The sequence below is a fragment of the Streptomyces sp. NPDC111520 genome, from assembly GCF_055635295.1.
In genome coordinates, this window is sequence record NZ_JBVKBW010000004.1 from 489,525 (window position 1) to 508,259 (window position 18,735).

The following is an 18,735-nucleotide window of genomic DNA, read 5'->3' on the forward strand; positions in this document are numbered from 1 at the left end:
GGCGTTCCACATCAGGCGCGCCGCGGGCGCTCCCGTTCCCGCTCCCGGGAGCGCTTCTTCGGCAGCCCCACCGTCACGACCTCGAAGGAGTCCTTGGTGAGGTCCAGCCGGTGGAAGAGGTTGTCGGGCCCGGTGACGCAGACCGTGCCGACACCGAGCCCCTTGAGGCCCGCCACCACGTTCGGCCAGTGGATCGGCCGGTCGAAGGTGTCCAGCATCATCGTGCGCAGCGCGGCGGCGTCGCGGACGACGGTCCCGTCCACGTCGTTGACCACGGGGAGTGCGGGGTCGGCGAGCTCGTACGCCCCGAACACCTCCGCCTCCGCCTTGCCGCGCAGCGCCGAGAAGGACGCGGCGTGGACGGCGGGCCGCATGGAGTACATGGAGTAGCCGCCCGCGGCGCTGATGAGGGCCTTCAGCCCGTCGAGTTCCTTCTCCTGCACCGACAGCATGTGGAAGCCGGCGTCGAGGCGCCCGGAGACGTCGTACCAGGCGCCGCGGTCGTCGAGGTCCGCGAGGATCGCGTCGAACGGCTCCTGCGGCACGCGGACGAAGCAGTGGGTGACGACGTCCTGGTAGGAGCCGGCGAAGTAGTCCTCCTCGCAGCGGGCGCACTCCTCCGTGAGCCGTACGACCTCGGCGAAGGAGAGCGAGCCGACGAAGGCGGCGGCCGCCTTCTGGCCGAAGCTCGGCCCGGCGCACACGTCGGGGGAGACCCCCAGGGAGTCCACCGCCCGGTCCGCCATGGCCATCGAGGCGATCAGGAAGGCGATCTGCGAGTAGGCGGAGTAGTCGTCGTCCGCGGCACGGAAACGGTCGAACAGCGAGTAGCCGAGCGCTTCGTCGGCCTCGGCGAGCCGATCACGCGCGTAGGGGTCCAGCAGCAGGAACTTGCCGATCTCGGGGAAGGACGAGGGCCCCATGCCGGGGAACACGATCGCCGTGCGGGTCCGGCCGGCGTCGTCGCCGGAATGCGGCGGAGGGGCAGCGGCGCCGCTGTCGGTGTCGGGGGTCAGCTCGGAATTGCTCATGGTGTGGATGCCTTTGCCGCCGGCCGGTTGCCCGGTCATGGTCGCAGTACGTCGGGAGCGGTTCGGAAAGGGCCCCGTGCACCCGGCCGCGCGCGGGGTGCGCGCGACCCGGTCCACGAGGCCCTGGGAAGTACGGAGGACGCAGAGAGGAGGGAGGAGCCGGGAACCCGGGATGCCGGGCGCCGTCAGTCCTGGGCCCTGCGCAGGAAGCCCGCGATGCCGATCGCCCCGAAGATCACGATCGCCCCGCTGAGCGCCAGCAGGTCCACCCACAGCGGGATCGAGGCCGGGCCCGCGGCCGGCAGCATCAGGTCCCGGATGCCCTCGCTGACGTACGTCAGCGGGTTGACCGTGCACAGCACCTGGAACCAGCGCATGTCGGAAAGGGCCCGCCACGGGAACTGGGTGCACCCGGTGAACATCAGCGGGGTCAGCGTCACGGCGAAGACCACGCTGATGTGCCGGGCCGGGGCGAGGGTGCCGATGGTCAGGCCCACCGTGCTGCCCGCGAGCGCGCCCATCAGGAGCACACCCAGCGTCGGCAGGAAGGTGTCCAGGGGCCAGGAGACGTCGTCCAGGACGAGCAGGCCGATCGGGATCATCACCAGAGAGGCGATGACGCCGCGCAGCGCGCCGAAGACGAGCTTCTCCACGGCGACCAGGGTGGTCGGGATCGGGGCGAGGAGCCGGTCCTCGATCTCCTTGGTCCAGGAGAAGTCGATGACCAGCGGCAGTGCCGTGTTCTGCAGGCTGACCAGGAAGCTGTTCAGCGCCACGACGCCGGGCAGCAGGACCTGCTGGAACCCGCCCGCGGTGAAGCCCAGGTCGCCCAGCACCTTGCCGAACACGAAGAGGATGAACAGCGGCTCCACGAGCACCTGGGCCAGGAAGATGCCCAGTTCGCGGCCGGTGACGAAGACGTCCCGCCACAGGATGAAGAAGAACGTGCGGGTCGCCGTGCGCACGCCGGTGCGGGCGGGCCGCAGCTCCTCGGGGAAGCCGGCGACGGGGTCGGGGGCGGTGGTCGTGGTCATCGCAGCTCCCGGCCGGTCAGATCGATGAAGACGTCCTCGAGGGTGGCGGTGCCCACGCTCAGGTCCTTGATGTCGCAACTGGCGTCCGCCAGGGCGGTGATGACTGTCGGCAGCACTGAGCCGGACGGCGCGTCGCTGTAGAGGCGCAGGCGCACCAGGGCCTGCGCGTCGGCCTGCTCCTCGGTGTCCTCCTGCTGCACCACCTCCACCCGTTCGACGGTCTCGATCCCCTCCAGCAGGCGAACGACGCCCTCCGGGCCCGGCTGCGCCGGCTGCACGGTGAGGGTGAGCGCGGTGCTGCTCAGGCTCTTCAGCAGCGCCTGCGGGGTGTCGAGGGCGAGCAGCCGGCCGTGGTCGACGATGCCGACGCGGTCGCAGAGCTTGGCGGCCTCGTCCATGTCGTGGGTGGTGAGCACGGTGGTCACGCCCCGCGCGCTCAGCTCGGCGATGCGCTCGTGGATGAACAGGCGGGCCTGGGGGTCGAGCCCGGTGGACGGCTCGTCGAGGAAGAGCACGTCGGGGCGGTGCATCAGGGCGCGCGCGATCATCACCCGCTGCGCCTGGCCGCCGGACAGTTCGTCGCCGCGCGCCTTGCGGCGGTCGGCGAGCCCGACCCACTCCAGGCACTCGTCGGCGAGCCGGTTCCGCTCCGAGCGGCTCATGCCGTGGTAGCCGGCGTGGAAGACGAGGTTCTGGCGCAGGTTCAGGGACCGGTCCAGGTTGTTGCGCTGCGGTACGACGGCGAAGGCGCGGCGCGCCCGGGCCGGGTGGGCGGTCACGTCGACGCCCTGGACGAACGCCCGGCCCGAGGTGGGGGCGACCCGGGTCGTCAGGACGCCGATCGTCGTCGTCTTGCCCGCGCCGTTCGGTCCGAGGAAACCGAAGACCTCGCCCCGGCCCACCGAGAAACTCAAACCGTCCACCGCGGGACGGTCGCGCCCCGGGTATTTCTTGACCAGCCCGTCCACCACGACGGCGGAATCCGTGGTCTGATGTGATGTCATTGACGCCTACGAATCGTGCGGGACGCGGCAACGGCAGTCCGGGGATTCGCACGGGAATGTCGTGTGACCGGCCGCGCGTCGAGCGCCGACTGAATAGGGCATGGGTGTGGTGCGGATCCTGTCTAGCAGAAGGGGTTTGACCGGATAAAGATTTCTTGTCGGTCTAGGGGGGCGGCAGGGAATTCTAAGGGTGATTAGGGGGACGGTCGTTCGTTCCCGGATCGCTTTTCGGGCCGCGTGGGCAAACAATGGGGAAAGACGTGTTGCCACCCGGTCGGGAATCCCTCTAGCATCGCCGCATGATCGCGCCGAATTGCATCGCGGGAATTGAATTTCCGGCGGGTCGTGCTCGTGCGAGTTTTTCCGCGGCCGCCGGATCGCCGTCGCGGACGGTGCCCGGCGCGACCGTCGCCGCCGTCCTGCGCATGCTCCTCCCGGGCGGGGAGACCCCGTGAAGGCCCTCGTGGTGCCGGCGAACGGACCTGCACTCCTGCACGCCCTGCGGGGGATCGCCGACGCGGGCGTCGTGGACGTGGGCGTCGTCGTGGCCGGCCCGGACGACGGCGTCAGGGCCGAGGCCGGGGACGGCTCCCGCTTCGGCGTCAGCATCACCTACCTGCCGGGGCACCAGCAGCGGGCGGGTGTGGCCGGCGCCGTCCGCAGCGCGCGCGAATGGCTGGCCGACGACGACTTCGTGCTGTGCGCGGGCGACGGGTTCCCGGCCGGCGGGATCGGCGCGCACCTGGAGGAGTTCCGGGTCCGGCGGCCCGCCGCGCAGATCGTGGCGGACCGGAACCCCGGCCCTCCCCCTTGGGAGGTGTACTTCTTCACCTCGGCCCTGCACACGGCCGTGGAGGCCGCCGAGCCCCGAGCCCAGCCCGCCACCGGGCCCCCAGCCGGGCCTCAACCCGGCCCCCAAGCCGACCCTCCCGCCGAGCCGGAGGCCCGGCCCCCCGCCGGGAGCGGGCCCGGACTGTCCGACGCCCTGCGGTGGCTGTACGACCGGGGACTCGGCGTCACCGCCTGCGTGGGCCCGGCCGAAGAGCACGGCGAACCGGTCGGCACGGGCTCCGCGCCCGGGGCGGCCGAGGTGGGGACCACCGGGGGATGAGCACCGAGGGCAGCAGCCACGCCCGCGCCGTAGCGGACGTCGCGCTCGACGACGTCGTGCTCATCCGGATCCAGCAGCCGGCGGTCCCGAGCAGGTACCGCCTGGTCTGCTTCCCCGACCTGCCCGACGCGGGGAACTCCTCGGTCTGCTACCTCGCCATGTCGGAACTGTTGCTGCCCACCGTCGAGTTGCTGATCGTCCAGTACCCGCTGCCGGCCGCCGCGGAGGCCGGGCCGGCCGGGAACTGCCCCGGCCTCGCCGACAAGATCTACGACGCGGTGCGCGACTGGACCGACCGCCCGCTGGCCCTGTTCGGACACGGTCTGGGCGCCGAACTCGCCTACGGGGTCGCCCAGCGGCTGGAACGGGAGACCGGCACCGTGCCGCTGACGCTCTTCGTGTCCGGCCGCCCGGGCCCCGGTCACCGCGGCTTCCTGGGCCCGCCCGCCCTGCGGTGCCGTGTCGTCGCCCTGACGGGGGACCACGACCCGCAGGCGCCGCTGCCGGGCGTACGGGCCTGGCGGCGCTGCACGGCGGGCCGGTTCGACCTGGAGGTCTTCCCCGGCGCGCCCGGCTACCTCGACTCGCACCGCCGCGAGGTCGTCAATCTCGTCCACGACCAGCTGATCTCGCTCCACGGACCGGAACCCGACCGCACGGCGCCGAAGCAGGGGCCCTAGGGGGCGGAACAGGGGTACCCCGCCCCGTCCCCTGGTCCCTAGCGTGACGGGTGGAGAACCGCGTCCACCGGACGGGACCGACCGACCGCACCCCCGTCGTGCGGGCCCGCGCATCCCGTCCCCGCGATCCCCCTACGGGTCCGGACACGCCGTCGGCACCGCGCGGACCACGTCAGCACCGGCCACGTTCGGCCCAGAGGAAGGACAAGTGCGACCGATGACCGCGAAGATCTTCGCAGCAGACTCGGTACGACCCGTCGACGACTTCGAGCAGGACGCCGTCCGCGTCGCCGACGTGCTCAGGGAACACGGGATCGGCCCCGGCGACCGCGTCATGCTGAAGGCCGGGAACTCCGCGAGCTACGTCTGCGTGCTGTACGCGCTGATGGACGTCGGCGCGTCCATCGTCCTCGTCGACCAGCAGGAGCACGTCGAGGAGACCCGGCGGATCGCCCTGCGCACCGGCGTCAAGGTCACCATCGTCGACGACGAGACCCCCATCGACCAGGGCGCCGACCCCCTGTACCTGTACGAGCTGATGGTCGCCACGGCGGGCCTGCCCACCGTGCCGCGCACCCTGTCGTTCGAGACGTGGGGCGAACTGCCCGACGGCCTGATCATGTGGACCTCCGGCTCGACGGGCTCGCCCAAGGGCGTGGTCAAGTCCGGCGCAAAGTTCCTGCGCAACCTGCGGCGCAACGCCGAGCAGGTCGGCCACCGCCGCGACGACGTGCTGATGCCGCTGCTCCCCTTCGCCCACCAGTACGGGCTGTCGATGGTCCTCATCGCCTACCTCACCCGCTGCTCCCTGGTCATCGCCCCCTACCGGCGTCTGGACCGCGCCCTGCGCATGGGCCGTGACGCCGGCGTCACCGTCATCGACGCCACCCCCTCCAGCTACCGCAGCATCCTGAGCCTGGTGACGCGCAAGCCGGCGCTGCGCGAACACGTCGCCGGCGCCCGGATGTTCTGCGTCGGCGCGGCCCCGCTGGACGCGCCGCTGGTGGCCGGCTACGTCGAGGAGTTCGGCCTTCCGCTGCTGGACAGCTACGGCTCCACCGAGCTGGGCAACATCACCTTCGCCACCCTCGGCAACCCCGTCGCCTGCGGTCGCGCCATGGACGGCATCCGGCTGCGGATCGTCGACGAGGACGGCGCGCAGGTGCCCGCGGGCCGGCCCGGCGAGATCGAGGTCGACACCCCCGACGCGCTCGAGGGGCAGATAGCCGACGACGGCTCCGTCGTCCCCGCCCCCACCGGGTGGCAGCGCACCGGCGACCTCGGCCACCTCGACGAGGCCGGGAACCTGCACGTCCTGGGACGCAAGTTCGCCGTCCACCGGATGGGCTACACGCTCTACCCCGAGCTGATCGAGCGGAAGGCCTCGGCCGCCGGCTGCCCCACCCGGATCGTGCCGCTCCCCGACGAACTGCGCGGCTCCCAGCTGGTGTTCTTCGTCGAGGACGAGGAACAGCGGGACGCCGGCTACTGGCGGGAGCGGCTGTGCTCGCTGCTGCCCGCGTTCGAACAGCCCAACCGGGTCGTCGTGCTGGAGCAGTTCCCGCTCAACCGCAACGGCAAGCCGGACAAGAAGCAACTCGCGCGGATGGCCGCCGAGTGACAAGGCGTCCGCCCCGCCGGGGGCGGCGCGCACGACCAGCACGTGAAAGGACGCCGGTGTGCTTCCCGAGCAGTTGACCTTCGTCGTCGGTACCGGGCGCTGCGGCTCGACGGCGCTGTCGGCGGTGGTGAACCTGCACCCCGGCGTCCTCAGCCTCAACGAACTCTTCGCGAGCGTCACCGACCCCGGTGCGTTCGGGGAGGAGCCGTTGAGCGGAGCCGAGTTCTGGGGCTGCCTGGCCCGCCCGAACCCGGTCAGCGACAGCCTCGTCCGCAACGGCGCGCCGCCTCCGGAGTTCCTGTACCACCGCCACCCGCAGGGGCGCTACTCCGCCGAGACGACGGGCATCCCCGCCATCAGCATGATGGTCCTCCCGCACCTCACCGACGATCCCGACGGGCTGCTGGACGAGCTGGAGCCCGAGGTCAGCGCCTGGCCCACGCGCCCCGCGCCGCTGCACTGGCAGGCGTTCTTCAGCACCCTCGCGGAGCGGTTCGGCACCAAGGGCGCCGTCGTCGAACGCTCCGGGCTCTCCCTGGGCAGGGTCGAGGAGCTGCACGCGCTCTTCCCGCGGGCACGCTTCGTGCACCTGTACCGCAACGGCCCCGACTGCGCCCTGTCCATGAGCCGGCACATCGCCTTCCGGATGATCCCGATGATCGCGGAGATCACCGAGCGCTGCGGCGTGGACTCGCCCTACGAGCTGACCGCGGACCACTTCGCCCAGCTCCCGCCCGACCTCGCCCCCCTGCTGACCGGCACCTACGACCCCTCCCTCGTCATGGACCGGCCGATCCCGCTCACCGTCTTCGGCGAGATGTGGTCGCGCTGGATCGTCGACGGCGTACGGGCCCTGGACGGGCTCCCCGCCGGCACCCACACCTCGCTGTCCTACGAGCGCCTCCTGGAGCGGCCGCACGAGGAGCTGACCCGGCTGGCCGGGTTCATCGGCGCCGGGGCCGACCCCGGCTGGCTGGAGGCCGCCGCCCGCCACCTCGACGGCGACGGCCGCCGCGGCTCCGCCCTCCGGCTCGGTCCGGCGGAACTGGAGGAGCTGCGCGCGTCCTGCGCGGAGGGCACCGCGGCGCTGGAGGACGCCGTCGGCCGGCCGTAGTCCGGCGTCCGGCGGCGACGCGTACGGGGGACCCGCGCCTCAGGCGTCGTAGGGCAGGTCCAGGGGCGCGAGGGCCTCGAAGAGGTCACCGGGCCCGGGATTGTCCGGGTGCGTGGTCCCCCCGAGGTGCTCCAGGACGCCCCACACGGCGTTCAGCGCCGTCGTGACCGCGCCCTCGGCGAAACCGGCCGTCCACGACACGTCGTCGCCGCACAGGAAGAAGCCGCGCTCCGCGGCGGGCAGGCCGCGCTGCATGAACTGGGTGAACAGCCGCCGCTGGTAGCGGTACTGGCCCGGCAGGTTCGCCTTGAACGCGCCCATGAAGTGCGGCTCGGTCTCCCACGTGATCGTCAGGGGGTCGCCGACCACGTGGGAACGGATGTCCAGCCCGGGGTAGACGAGGGCCAGCTTGTCCAGCAGGACGTCCAGCCGCTCGTGCGGGTCCAGCGTCGCCATCTTCAGCGAGTCGTCGTTCCACGTGTACGACAGGCACATCACCCCGGGGCGGTCCGGGCCGTCGTCGAAGAGGTACACCCCGCGCGGCATGCGGTCCGTGAGGGTCATGCTCATCACCGGCTCGCCGGTGAGCGGGTCCCGGTCGTGCCAGAACGGGCGGTCGGTCAGCACGAACAGCTTGGAGGCGCCCATGTAGTGGGTGCGCTCCACCGCGGTCCACAGCGGCTGCGTCAGCAGCGCCGGGTCGCACTCCACGCGGTTCAGCAGCGTCCACAGGTGCGGGGTGAACACCACCGCGTCGAAGCGGTCCTCGCGCCCGGAGGCGTCGGTCACCCGGAAGCCGCCGCCGTCCCGGACGACCGAGCGCACCCGGGGCCGGACCGAACCGCCGTTCAGCGACATCAGGGACGTCCCCGCCGGCCAGTGCGCGCACCGCTGCGGCCGGTGCTCCCACAGGCCGTACGGCAGCCGCTGGGAACCGCCGGTGATGGCGACCTGGTTGTCGTCGGCCTCGGTGTAGACCACGCGCAGGATCTCCAGCAGCGAATTCGGGAAATCGGTGTCCCAGCCGCCGGTGCCGAATCCCACCTGGCCGAAGATCTCCCGGTGCCGGAACGACTGGAACGCCGAACTCGTCGCGAGGAAACCGTAGAAGGACTGGTCGTCGAATTCCCGGACCAGCCGGTTCCACACCCGTTTCAGGGTCTCGGTGTCACGCCGCTGGACGGCGTCGCGCATCGTGGCGAGTTCGGCCCGCTCCTGCAGCGCCTTCTCCCACGCGGAGGCCACCTGCTGGTAGACGTCCGGGAGGTCGTCGGCGACCTCCGCCCGGTGCCGCTCGCCCATGAGGTGGACGAGCGTGCTCGGCGTGCTCGCCGCCAGCGGATTGGGGAAGGGCGTGGTGCGCAGCCCCAGCAGGTCGACGTAGTGGAACAACGCGCGGGCGGAGAGCGGGAAGCGCATCGCCCCCATCTCCGCCACGCGGTCCGGCTGCCCGGGGAAGGGCACCGAACGCATCCGGCCGCCGATCTGCTCCGCCTCGTACACGACCGGGCGCAGGCCCAGCCGCATCAGCTCGTACGCGGCGGTCATGCCCGCCATGCCACCGCCGACCACGGCCACCGGCGTCCCCAGGCGCTCCGGCGGCAGCGCGCCGAGCCCGGCCGGATGGCTCAGCCAGCCGTCGTAGGGGAACGGGAAGTCCGGCACGAGCATGGTGACGGGGGCCGGGCTGACTGACGTCATCGGGAATACCTCTCGGGCCGATTCCACAGCGCTTCCAGGAAACCGGAGACGATTCGAGCGGAGCCGGGAAATCACAGCGCGAACCGCTGCTCCCGCAGAACGGGACGCCGCGGTCCGCGACTGCGCAGTCGCGCCGGTAATGCCACGCTATTTCGGCGGCCGACGGCGCTACAACCCCTATCCACCCTGGTAACGGACCGTACCCGGACGGCTTTCCGCCGCCGCCGTAGGGGCGGGAAAGGCGATGGCCGTGACGACGATCCCGCGGTCCGCCAGCCAGCGGCCGGAGAACCGCTCGACGAGCCGGCCGTCCGGAGCGCGCCGCGGGCGCAGGACGCGCGCCGTGAACGTGCCCTGCGGGCGGCCGGCCGCACTGTCCTCGCGGAAGGCGATGTCGGCGTCGTCGAAGTCCAGTTCGGTGCCGATCAGCGGGTACCACGTCTTGTAGACCGCCTCCTTCGCGCTGAACAGCAGCCGGTCCCGGCTCACCCGGGAGCGGGTGCCGCCGGCGCGCGCCCACACCAGTTCGCCCGGCAGCGCGATCGACTCCAGCACACCGTCGGGCAGCGGCAGATCGGGCTCGGCGTCGATGCCGATCATCGCCAGATCGGTGTCCCGGGCGAGCGCCGCGGCCCGGTAGCCCTCGCAGTGGGTCATGCTGCCGACGACCCCGGCCGGCCACCGCGGGACGTTGCGCACGCCGGGCAGCACGGGGGAGGGCGGCAGCCCGAGCTCCGCGAGGGCCCGCCGGGCGCACGCGCGCACCGTGGCGAACTCCTCGCGGCGCCGGTCCGGCGTGCGGGCCACGACCGCCGCCTCCTCGGGGTAGAGCGTCGCGGAGCCGTCGGGCCCGAAGGACTCGCCGGTGGCCGCCGCCTCGGGCAGCAGTGCCTCGATCACGTCCGCGCCTCCCGCGCTCCGGGCCCGGCGGCCTCCTGCGGTTGCCGGGAGTCGGCGTACGGCAGGATCTGCCGCAGCAGCCCCTTGGGGTGGCCGCGGCGCCGCCACTCGCGCGGGTAGCCGATCGACACCTCCTCGAACCGGACCCCGTCGTACCAGGTGGTCCGCGGGATGTGCAGGTGCCCGTAGACCACGGCGGCGGTGGTGAACCTGCGGTGCCAGTCGGCGGTCAGCACGGTGCCGCACCACTGCGCGAACTCCGGGTGCCACAGCACCTGCGTGGGCTGGCGCACCAGCGGGAAGTGGTTGACCAGCACCAGCGGCACCGACGGGTCCTGCGCGGCCAGGCGTCGGCGGGTCTCGGCCACCCGGGCCCGGCACCAGTCGTCGCGGGTCCGGTACGGATCGGGGTGGAGCAGGTACTCGTCCGTGCACACCACGCCGGCCTCGTGCGCCCGGGCCAGGGACTCCTCCTTGGTCGAGGTGCCCGCCACCCGGAACGTGTAGTCGTAGAGCAGGAACAGCGGCGCCACCCGCACCGGCCCGCCGGGCCCCTCCCACAGCGGCCAGTCGTCCTCCGGGGTGAGGACGCCGAGCCCGCGGCACATCTCCACCAGGTACCGGTAGCGCTCCTCGCCCCGCAACTGCAAGGCGTCCTCGCGCGGCGTCCACAGCTCGTGGTTGCCCGGCGCCCACACCACCTTCGCGAACCGCCCGGCCAGCAGGCCGAGGGCCCACGCGATGTCCTCGGTCAGCTCGCCGACGTCACCGGCCACGATCAGCCAGTCGTCCTCGTGGGAGGGCCGCAGCGACTCCGTGATCGGACGGTTGTCGGCCATGCCGACGTGCAGGTCGCTGACGGCGAGCAGCCGCGGCCCCGGAGGCGGCGCGCCTCCCGGCGCGCCTTCCGGCGCGGTGGGGGCGTGGAGCGCGGCGGGGTCAGGCGATATGGGCGACATCGAGGTCCAAACTGACGGGCAGGTCACGACGGTGAGAGATGTTGATCTTCCGGTAGACGCGGGTCAGGTGCTGCTCGACGGTGCTGACCGTGATGAAGAGCTTCGCCCCGATCTCCCGGTTGGTGTAGCCCTGCGCGGCCAGCGAGGCCACCCTGCGCTCCGCGTCCGTCAAGGCGGCCGCGGCCGCCGGCTGCGCCCGCTCCGGCGCCTTCGGCGCGGCGGCCTGGCCGGGCTGCTCGGACTGCAGGGAACGGCCCAGCTTCTGCGCGCCGCAGCCCTCGGCGATCCGCCACGCCCGGCGGGTGTGCAGCTTGCTCTGGACCGGGTCGCCCAACTGCTTGTGGGCCTGGCCCAGATCGGTCAGCGTGCGCGCCAGCTCGTACCAGTCGCCGACCGCCTGGAGGAGCGTGACCGACTCCGACAGCAGCCGCGGCCGCTCGCCGACGGGCCGGGCCGCCGCCAGCGCGCGCAGCGCGATCCCGCGCACCCGCGGTCCGGCGTCCCCGGCGAGCTGCTCCCGTGCGAAGTGCTCCACCTGGTCCCGGCTGCCCAGGGCGAGCCAGGCCTCCGCGACCCCGACCCGCCAGGGTGCCAGCGTGGAGCGGTCCATCCGCCAGCGCCGCATCAGCCGGCCGCAGGTCGTGAAGTCCGTGAGGGCCGCGTGCGGCCGGCCCGTCTCCAGCTCGTGCCGGCCCCGCGCGTACAGGTACTCGATCCCGAAGCGGGTGGTGAACATCTCCTCGGGCACCGGGCGGTCCACCAGTTCGGCGGCCGCCTCGTGGTCGCCCATCGCGGTGCTCGCCTCGATCAGCACCGCCAGCGGGGCACCGATGCCCACGCCCCAGCAGTGCGGGGGCAGTTCCTCGAGGGCCTGCTCGGCCATCTGCCGCGCCTGCGCCAGGTGCCCGTGCCGCAGCGCCATCTGCGCCCGGAAGGCCCGCAGGATCGCCGTCGAACTCGCCGGCCAGCGGGCGGTGACCTCCGCCAGCAGCCGGTCGGCCCATTGCGTCGCGGTCCCCAACTGGTCGGCGTACACCAGGGCCAGCAGGCAGATGTGCACCGTCGGCTCGGTCTCCTCCGTCAGCTGGAGAGTGGCGAGGATGCGGTCCGCGGTGTCGGAGAGGCGCACGTCCTCCTCGTCCGGCGACGTCCCGCCCCCGGCCGCACCGCCGGACAGCACGCCGTGCAGCGCGGCCGCCGCCGCGAGCCGGTTCTCCTCCGGCCGGGAGACCGGGACCTCCACCGCGTTCTCGTGCAGCGGCGCCAGCGCGGCGTCGACCCGCTCCAGGACCTCGGGGTAGGTGCTCGCCAGAACCGACCGCAACCACCGGACCTGCGCGGCGAGTTCGGAGTCGGGCCGCGAGGCCGCCCCCGCCGTGTGCCGCATCGCCGTGACCGCGTCGTCGGCCCAGCCGTTCCACAGCAGGTCGGCCGCGAGCCGCAGCGCGTCGACCGCCTGCAACTGCCCGGCCCGCGCCGCCCCGGCCAGCGAACGCACCTGCCGCGGCCACGCGGAAGGGGTGACCCGCCAGATGATCCCGGCCAGGGCGAGCCTCACCTGCGCGCGCTCGCGCTCGCTGCGGCAGCAGCCCTCGGCCATGCGCAGACAGCTCACCGCGAAGCCCACCCGCTGCGCCGCCATCGCCTCACGCGCGGCGTCCGCCAGCACCTGGGGCACCCACTCCTCGTCGGGCGGGCTCATGTCGTGCCCCAGCAACTGCTCGGCCACGAGCAGCGGGGGAGCGCCGTCCTCGTACAGCAGGCGGGCGGCGCGTCGGCGCAGCCGCGTCACGGCCTCGTCGTCCAGGCTCTCCGCGACCGCCGCACGCACGCCGGGGTGCCGGAAGCAGCCGTCGTCCAGGACGCCCGCCTCGGCCAGCGCGGACACCACCTGCCGGACGGCGCGTTCCTCGACCTCCACCAGCCGGGCCAGCAGCGGCAACGGTGCCTCGCCGCCGAGCAGGGCGATCCCCTGGGCGACCCGCAGGCCGTCGGCGCCGACGCGGTGCACGATCAGCAGCGCGCTGCGCAGGAAGCGCTCGCCCGCGAGGAGCGGCCCGTCCGGGGTGCCGTCGTCGTCGGAAGGGGCCGACGGCCGTTCCTGGGCCTGGGAGAAGTGGTCCTCGACCAGGCCGTGGACGAGCAGCGGATTGCCACCGCTGGCCGTGTGCACGGAACGGGCCAGCCGGCCGGTGGGCGCGGCGCCGGCCGGGCGCTCGCCCGGCTCGCCCCCGTGGGCCCGGGCGGTCAGCAGCCGTTCCACCCCGGCGACGCCGAGCGGCCCGACCCGCACGTGCAACCCCCGTGTGGGGTGCAGCAGTTCCTCCAGCACCCCGGGGGGCGTCCGGCGTGCGTCGGCGCCGAGCGTCACGATCACCGACACGGCGCCCGCGCCCGTCGAGGGGAACCGGCGCAGCGCGTACGACAGGACGTGCAGCGACTGGGGATCGGCGTACTGGACGTCGTCCAGGGCGATCAGGACCGGCGCACGCGCGGACATCCTGCCCAGTTCGGCGTGGAAGCTCTGGAGGATCTCGGCCGCCACGGGTTCCCCGCAGGAGCCCGGATCGTCCGCCCGTGGCGCGCCGACGAGTAAAGGCGGCAGGGGGCCGTGGGCCGGCTGCCGGGCGTCGCGCAGCAACTGCTCCATGACGCCGAACGGTATGGCGTGCTCCGCCGGGGAGCCGACGGCGGTGAGGAGCCTGTGCTCGGCGACCACGTGGTCCTCCAGGACGCGGTGGAGCAGTGCCGTCTTCCCGGACGCCACGGGCCCGCTGATCACCGCCGTCCGCCCTGACCCGAAGGCCGTGCCGGGGCTCTCACCGGAGGCGAAGGCGACAAGCCTTGCGATCTGCTCATTTCGTTCCACTAGCACGACGTGCAACCCTCCGCAATGCGATGTGAAATAGCGCCACGGTGGGCATGATTTCCGATGTCCGGCCACTTCGCGTGGTTCCGCGCACGGGATCCCGGAAATGACGCTGCGGTAACATAGGGAAACTCGCAGATGCTCACAAGGCGCACTGACACCCCCCGGTCATTCCTTTTCGACCCCGTTCCGGACTGTATCAACGTCCCAGAGCCGACGCCGTCTCAATCTGTCGTCCGGGTATTGCCGCAGAGTGAGCAGCCGGTGGACGCCGGGTGGCGGGGACGATGTGTGTTGTCGCAGGTCACAGATGTGCGCCCGGGAAGGGGAGGGCGGTAACCTCAATAGAACCTCAAATGTGGAACGGGGTCTTCGAGAACGGGGTCCGGGAAGACCGTTCCGCGGCGCGGACCGACATAGGGGGGTCCTCGCGGAGAATAGGGGTGAGCGAAGACGGGGCGATTGGTGCGCCACGCGTCGCGAGGGGTCCCGAATTGATCCCCCGTCGATCTCGCCGGGCGGGTGGTGTGGAATGGCCCGCAAGAGGGCTGAGGTGCGCAATCCGCACCGGCCGGGCCTGAATGATCTTAACCGCGGCCCTTTGCGGAGTAATAGCGGGGCACCGGTGAGGAAGATCACGTTTGTCTGCCGGGAGCCGGGAGCCGGGAGCCGGGTCCGTACGTCCGGTCGCGCGCGGCTCAGCCGTACGTCGAGACGGGGGCGGACGTCTCCGCCGGGGCACGGTCCCGCGGCCGGCGGAAGCAGAGGCCGGTCAGGCAGAGAAGCACGGCCCCCGCGAGGAACGGGGCCCGCGGCCCGATGCCGTCGTAGGCCAGCCCCGCCAGCAGGGTCCCCAGCGCGCCCGCGCACATGGAGGTCATCTGGAAGGACATCGTCACCCGGCTCAACAGCCCCTCCGGTACCTGGGACTGACGCAGCGACACCGCGGTGGCGTTCCACACCAGGCCCACCGTGCCGTACACGGCGATCAGCGCCGTCGCCACCGTGAAGGACCGGGCCGAACCGATGCCGGCGCAGAGCACCGCGGTGGCCACCATGCCGATCCGCAGCACCCGGCGGGCCCCGATCCGGGCCTCCAGCCGGGGCGCGAGCGGCACTCCCGCGATGCCTCCCAGGGCGTAGGCCACCGTCAGCACCGCATAGCCGGGGCCCGCAAGACCCAGCGTCTGGCGGGCGTACAGCACCAGGACGGACATCAGGCCGACCACGACGAGGTTGCCCATGACGGCCACCGCGCACAACTGCCGCAGCAGTCGGTGCCTCCACAGCCAGATCAGCCCCCGCAGGGCGTCGTCCCGCAGCGATCGCCGCACCGGGGCGCCGTCCTCGGGAAGGGCCCGGGCGCGCCCCGCCACCAGCAGGATCAGCGCCGCCGAGCACGCGTACGACACGGCGTCGACGGTGAGCGGGAGCACCGGCGTGACGCCGAACAGGACCGCCCCCACCGGGGTGCCCAGCATGGTGCCGGCCAGCAGGGCACTGACCTGCAGGCGCGCGTTCGCCTTGGTCAGCCGTTCGGGCGGCACCAGCGCCGGCACGATGCCCGACCAGGCTCCGTTGAAGAGGGTCTGCCCGCAGCCCAGGAGGAAGGCCACACCCGCCAGCACCGGTATGGACAGGCCGTCGACGAGGGTGAGGAGCGCCAGGCCCGCCATCACGACCGCACGGGTCACGTCGACCAGGCACAGGATGCGCCGGCGTTCGAACCTGTCCGACAGCGCGCCGGACGCCAAGCCCACCAGCAGCCAGGGGAGTTGTCCCGCGAAGGCCACCAGGGCGACCTGCCGGGCGTCCTCCGTGAGGCCGGCGGTGAGCAGCGGGAGGGTGATCAGGCGCATGCCGTCGCCGATGCCGGAGATCGTCACCGAAGCCCACACGGCGTAGAACGGGCGTGGAAGTCGGACGCGGCCGCCGGACGTGGGAGTGCTCATGGCTGGGTCGCAGTTCCTCGGAGCCGGAGGTGGACGGGTCGCGTGTCGGACTCGGCCGCAGCGCATCCGGAACGAGCGCCATGCTGTTCGGGCGTGCCCAACGAACGGGGACATCGGGGGCGACGCCCGGTTGCCGGCGCGTTAATTCACGGGAGCGGGACCGCGGGCACGCCGCCAAGAGCGGTTGTCCGGCGGCGTCTTCGCCGACGCGACGGGCGCGCCGTCGCCGGTGGGCGACGTCGTTCCGGCATCCGGACGACACCGGGGCGCACACCGGTGGCCGCCTGCGTCCGTCCCGACGGCGGCGCGTACGGTGCGGTGTGCGATCCGGCACCCCGCGAGGAGGCGGGGAGATCGTCGCCGCTCCCCGGGGCCCCGCGACGATGAACGGCCGGGCAACAGCGGGCGTGCGGTCGGCGAAGAGCGTGCGAACCGAACCGGAGGACCACAACCCCGCCCGGAGGCGGGAGGTCTTGGCCGGTGGCGTCGGGCGGGTGGGCGTCCGTCAGCAGTGGACTAGGGAGAGTTTCGTGGTGCGAGCGTCGTGGCCTGCCGAGAGCGTGAGGCCTGCGCCGGAGTCCCCACCGCCGACCAAGGGCGACGGCGAGGGTCCGGGGCCGGCCGGTGGCGGGCCCCAGGGACCGCCGGCCGCCGGCGGACGGCTGCGCTCGGACATCCAGGGACTGCGCGCGCTCGCGGTCGTCCTGGTGGTGCTCTCGCACGCCGGGGTCCGGCGGCTGGCGGGGGGCTACATCGGGGTCGACGTGTTCTTCGTGATCTCGGGCTTCCTCATCACCTCGCTGCTGTCACGCGAACTGGCCAGGACCGGCCGCGTGTCGCTGCGCCGGTTCTACGCCCGCCGTGCGCTGCGACTGCTCCCCGCCTCCACCGCCGTGGGGCTCGTCACGCTCCTCGGGGCATGGCTGTTCCTGTCGAAGGTCCGGTTCAGCGAGTACGCCGGGGACGCGCTCAGCAGCATCTTCTACGCGGTGAACCTCCGGCTGGCGAGCGCGGGCACCGACTACCTCAGGGCGGACAGCCCGCCCTCGCCGTTCCAGCACTTCTGGTCCCTGGCGGTCGAAGAACAGTTCTACCTCCTCTGGCCGTTGCTGCTGTGGGCGAGCTGGCGGCTCGCCCGGCGGCGCACGGCCCTGCTGGCGGCGCCCCTCGCCGTGCTGTGCGTGATCTCCTTCGTACTGAACGTCTCGATCACCGCCGACTCGCCCTCCTGGGGGTACTTCGGCTCCCACACCCGTCTGTGGGAGCTGGGCACGGGCGCGCTGCTCGCCCTCTCCGCGAGCAGGCTGGAACGGCTGCCGGCCCGGACGGCCGCGGCCCTGAGCTGGACCGGCCTGGTGTCGCTGCCGGCGGCGGCCCTGCTGTTCGACGACGACACGCCCTTCCCCGGGTGGTACGCCCTCGTGCCCGTGCTCGGCACCGCGCTGGTCCTGGCCGGCGGTTGCCCGCCCGTCCGGTCGGGCGCCGGCCGGCTGCTGTCCCTGCGCCCGGTCACATGGGTCGGCGGCCTGTCCTACAGCTGGTACCTGTGGCACTGGCCGGCGCTGATGATCCTGCCGAGGGCGCTGAACAGACCGCCGGGCGTCGGTTTCGCACTGGTCTGCGCGGCGGTCGCGCTCCTGCTCGCCTGGGCGACGCTGCACCTGGTGGAGAACCCGGTGCGGTTCCACCGCGTGTTCCGCGGCCGTCCGGTACGGGCGCTGGGGCTCGGGGCCGGGCTGACGGCGTGCGCGGTCACGGCGGCACTGGTCGCGACGGCCTTCCCGCCGTCCATCGACTCGGGTGTGGCAGCGCCGCGGCTGAGGAGCGTGCTCGACGGGGCCGCCGACCCGCAGGCACGCCTGACCGAGCTGCTGTCGGAGCCGTCCCCGAGCCTGCCGGCCAACCTGCGGCCCGGACTCGCCCGGATCAAGTCGTCGTCGTCCGCCATCTACCGGGACGGCTGCCACATCGGCTACGAGAGCGAGGCGACCCCGCGGTGCGTCTACGGCGACCGGTCGGCGCCGAAGACCGTGGTGCTCTTCGGGGACTCGCACGCGGCCCAGTGGTTCCCGGCCCTCGACCGGCTGGCCCGTGCACACCACTGGAGGCTGGTCTCGCTGACGAAGGCCTCGTGCAAGGTCGCCGACGTCACCACCGTCTACCAGGGCAGGCCGTACACCTCCTGCGACCGGTGGCGCACCAGGGAACTGGCCCGGATCAGGTCCCTGCACCCCGCGCTGGTCGTCGCCGCCTCCTCGGACGCGGCCGACCTGGCCGGGCCGTCCGGCGACCCGCGCGCGCGGTGGACGGAGGGCTTCGAACGGACCTACCGCGAACTGAGGGCCTCGGGCGCCGAGGTGCTGGCCGTCGAGGACACCCCCTGGCCCGACGGCGACGCGGTCGAGTGCGCCGGGGAGCATCCCCTGGAACTGCGGCGGTGCGCCTCCGAGATCGGGCGCGCGGTCAGGGATCCCGGCAAGAAGCGCGAGATCACCGAGGCGGCGGCGGTCACCGGCGTCACGGTCCTCGACCCGGCACCCTGGCTCTGCGGCGCGGGCGGGGTCTGCCCCGTCGTGGTCGACGACACCTTCGTCTACCGCGACGACAGCCACCTCAGCGAGTCCTACGCCGAGGCCATCGCCCCGGTACTGGACCACGCGATCGCCGGCCTCTACGGAGCCGACCTGAGCCGGCATCCGTGACCCGCCCCCGCTTCCACTCCCGCCCCTGGGACCGGCACCGCGACCGGTGACGCGCTC

13 protein-coding genes are annotated in these 18,735 nt (G+C 72.9%); 5 read left to right on the forward strand and 8 right to left on the reverse strand.

What is annotated here, in order from left to right:
* Nucleotides 1-11: 11 nt before the first annotated feature.
* From ACZ7MY_RS11835 to ACZ7MY_RS11845, 3 genes are all read right to left on the reverse strand, one after another.
* Nucleotides 12-1,031: an ACP S-malonyltransferase gene (locus ACZ7MY_RS11835; protein WP_499601213.1), complete on the reverse strand. Its 1,020-nt coding sequence runs from the start codon at nt 1,029-1,031 to the stop codon at nt 12-14.
* 185 nt (nt 1,032-1,216) lie between these two features.
* On the reverse strand, nt 1,217-2,065 hold the full coding sequence (locus tag ACZ7MY_RS11840; protein ID WP_499601214.1) for an ABC transporter permease: 849 nt from the start codon (nt 2,063-2,065) through the stop codon (nt 1,217-1,219).
* Nucleotides 2,062-3,069, reverse strand: a complete 1,008-nt coding sequence (locus ACZ7MY_RS11845) for an ABC transporter ATP-binding protein (RefSeq protein ID WP_499601215.1) — start codon at nt 3,067-3,069, stop codon at nt 2,062-2,064. Before ACZ7MY_RS11845 ends, ACZ7MY_RS11840 begins: the two co-directional genes overlap by 4 nt.
* A 451-nt stretch (nt 3,070-3,520) precedes the next feature.
* Between ACZ7MY_RS11845 and ACZ7MY_RS11850 the strand changes: the two genes are divergently transcribed.
* The 4 genes from ACZ7MY_RS11850 (at nt 3,521) to ACZ7MY_RS11865 (ending at nt 7,595) form a co-directional block, all read left to right on the forward strand.
* Nucleotides 3,521-4,180, forward strand: a complete 660-nt coding sequence (locus ACZ7MY_RS11850; protein ID WP_499601216.1) for a glycosyltransferase family protein — start codon at nt 3,521-3,523, stop codon at nt 4,178-4,180.
* Nucleotides 4,177-4,860, forward strand: coding sequence for a thioesterase II family protein (locus tag ACZ7MY_RS11855; protein WP_499601217.1), 684 nt, complete (start codon nt 4,177-4,179; stop codon nt 4,858-4,860). The genes ACZ7MY_RS11850 and ACZ7MY_RS11855 overlap by 4 nt, the downstream gene beginning before the upstream one ends.
* A gap of 217 nt (nt 4,861-5,077) precedes the next feature.
* Nucleotides 5,078-6,481: a class I adenylate-forming enzyme family protein gene (locus ACZ7MY_RS11860; RefSeq protein ID WP_499601218.1), complete on the forward strand. Its 1,404-nt coding sequence runs from the start codon at nt 5,078-5,080 to the stop codon at nt 6,479-6,481.
* Between the two features lie 58 nt (nt 6,482-6,539).
* Nucleotides 6,540-7,595 (forward strand): sulfotransferase, encoded by a 1,056-nt coding sequence (locus ACZ7MY_RS11865; protein ID WP_499601219.1) that lies wholly within the window; start codon nt 6,540-6,542, stop codon nt 7,593-7,595.
* A gap of 39 nt (nt 7,596-7,634) precedes the next feature.
* Here ACZ7MY_RS11865 and ACZ7MY_RS11870 read toward each other — a convergent pair whose 3' ends face one another.
* The 5 genes from ACZ7MY_RS11870 to ACZ7MY_RS11890 all read right to left on the reverse strand — a co-directional run bounded on the left by ACZ7MY_RS11870 (nt 7,635) and on the right by ACZ7MY_RS11890 (nt 15,976).
* Nucleotides 7,635-9,296, reverse strand: a complete 1,662-nt coding sequence (locus tag ACZ7MY_RS11870) for a flavin monoamine oxidase family protein (protein ID WP_499601220.1) — start codon at nt 9,294-9,296, stop codon at nt 7,635-7,637.
* A 177-nt stretch (nt 9,297-9,473) separates the two neighbouring features.
* Entirely contained in the window at nt 9,474-10,196 is a 723-nt protein-coding gene (locus tag ACZ7MY_RS11875; RefSeq protein ID WP_499601221.1) for a 4'-phosphopantetheinyl transferase family protein, read from the reverse strand.
* The gene (locus tag ACZ7MY_RS11880; protein ID WP_499601222.1) at nt 10,193-11,155 is read right to left on the reverse strand and encodes a metallophosphoesterase family protein; all 963 of its coding nucleotides are present in this window, start codon (nt 11,153-11,155) and stop codon (nt 10,193-10,195) included. The genes ACZ7MY_RS11875 and ACZ7MY_RS11880 overlap by 4 nt, the downstream gene beginning before the upstream one ends.
* A complete protein-coding gene (locus tag ACZ7MY_RS11885) occupies nt 11,136-14,030 on the reverse strand; it encodes a helix-turn-helix transcriptional regulator (protein ID WP_499601223.1) in 2,895 nt (964 codons plus the stop codon). Before ACZ7MY_RS11885 ends, ACZ7MY_RS11880 begins: the two co-directional genes overlap by 20 nt.
* A 692-nt stretch (nt 14,031-14,722) precedes the next feature.
* Nucleotides 14,723-15,976: an MFS transporter gene (locus ACZ7MY_RS11890; protein ID WP_499601224.1), complete on the reverse strand. Its 1,254-nt coding sequence runs from the start codon at nt 15,974-15,976 to the stop codon at nt 14,723-14,725.
* Between the two features lie 530 nt (nt 15,977-16,506).
* Here ACZ7MY_RS11890 and ACZ7MY_RS11895 point away from each other — a divergent pair.
* Nucleotides 16,507-18,678: an acyltransferase family protein gene (locus ACZ7MY_RS11895; RefSeq protein ID WP_499601225.1), complete on the forward strand. Its 2,172-nt coding sequence runs from the start codon at nt 16,507-16,509 to the stop codon at nt 18,676-18,678.
* Nucleotides 18,679-18,735 lie beyond the last annotated feature (57 nt).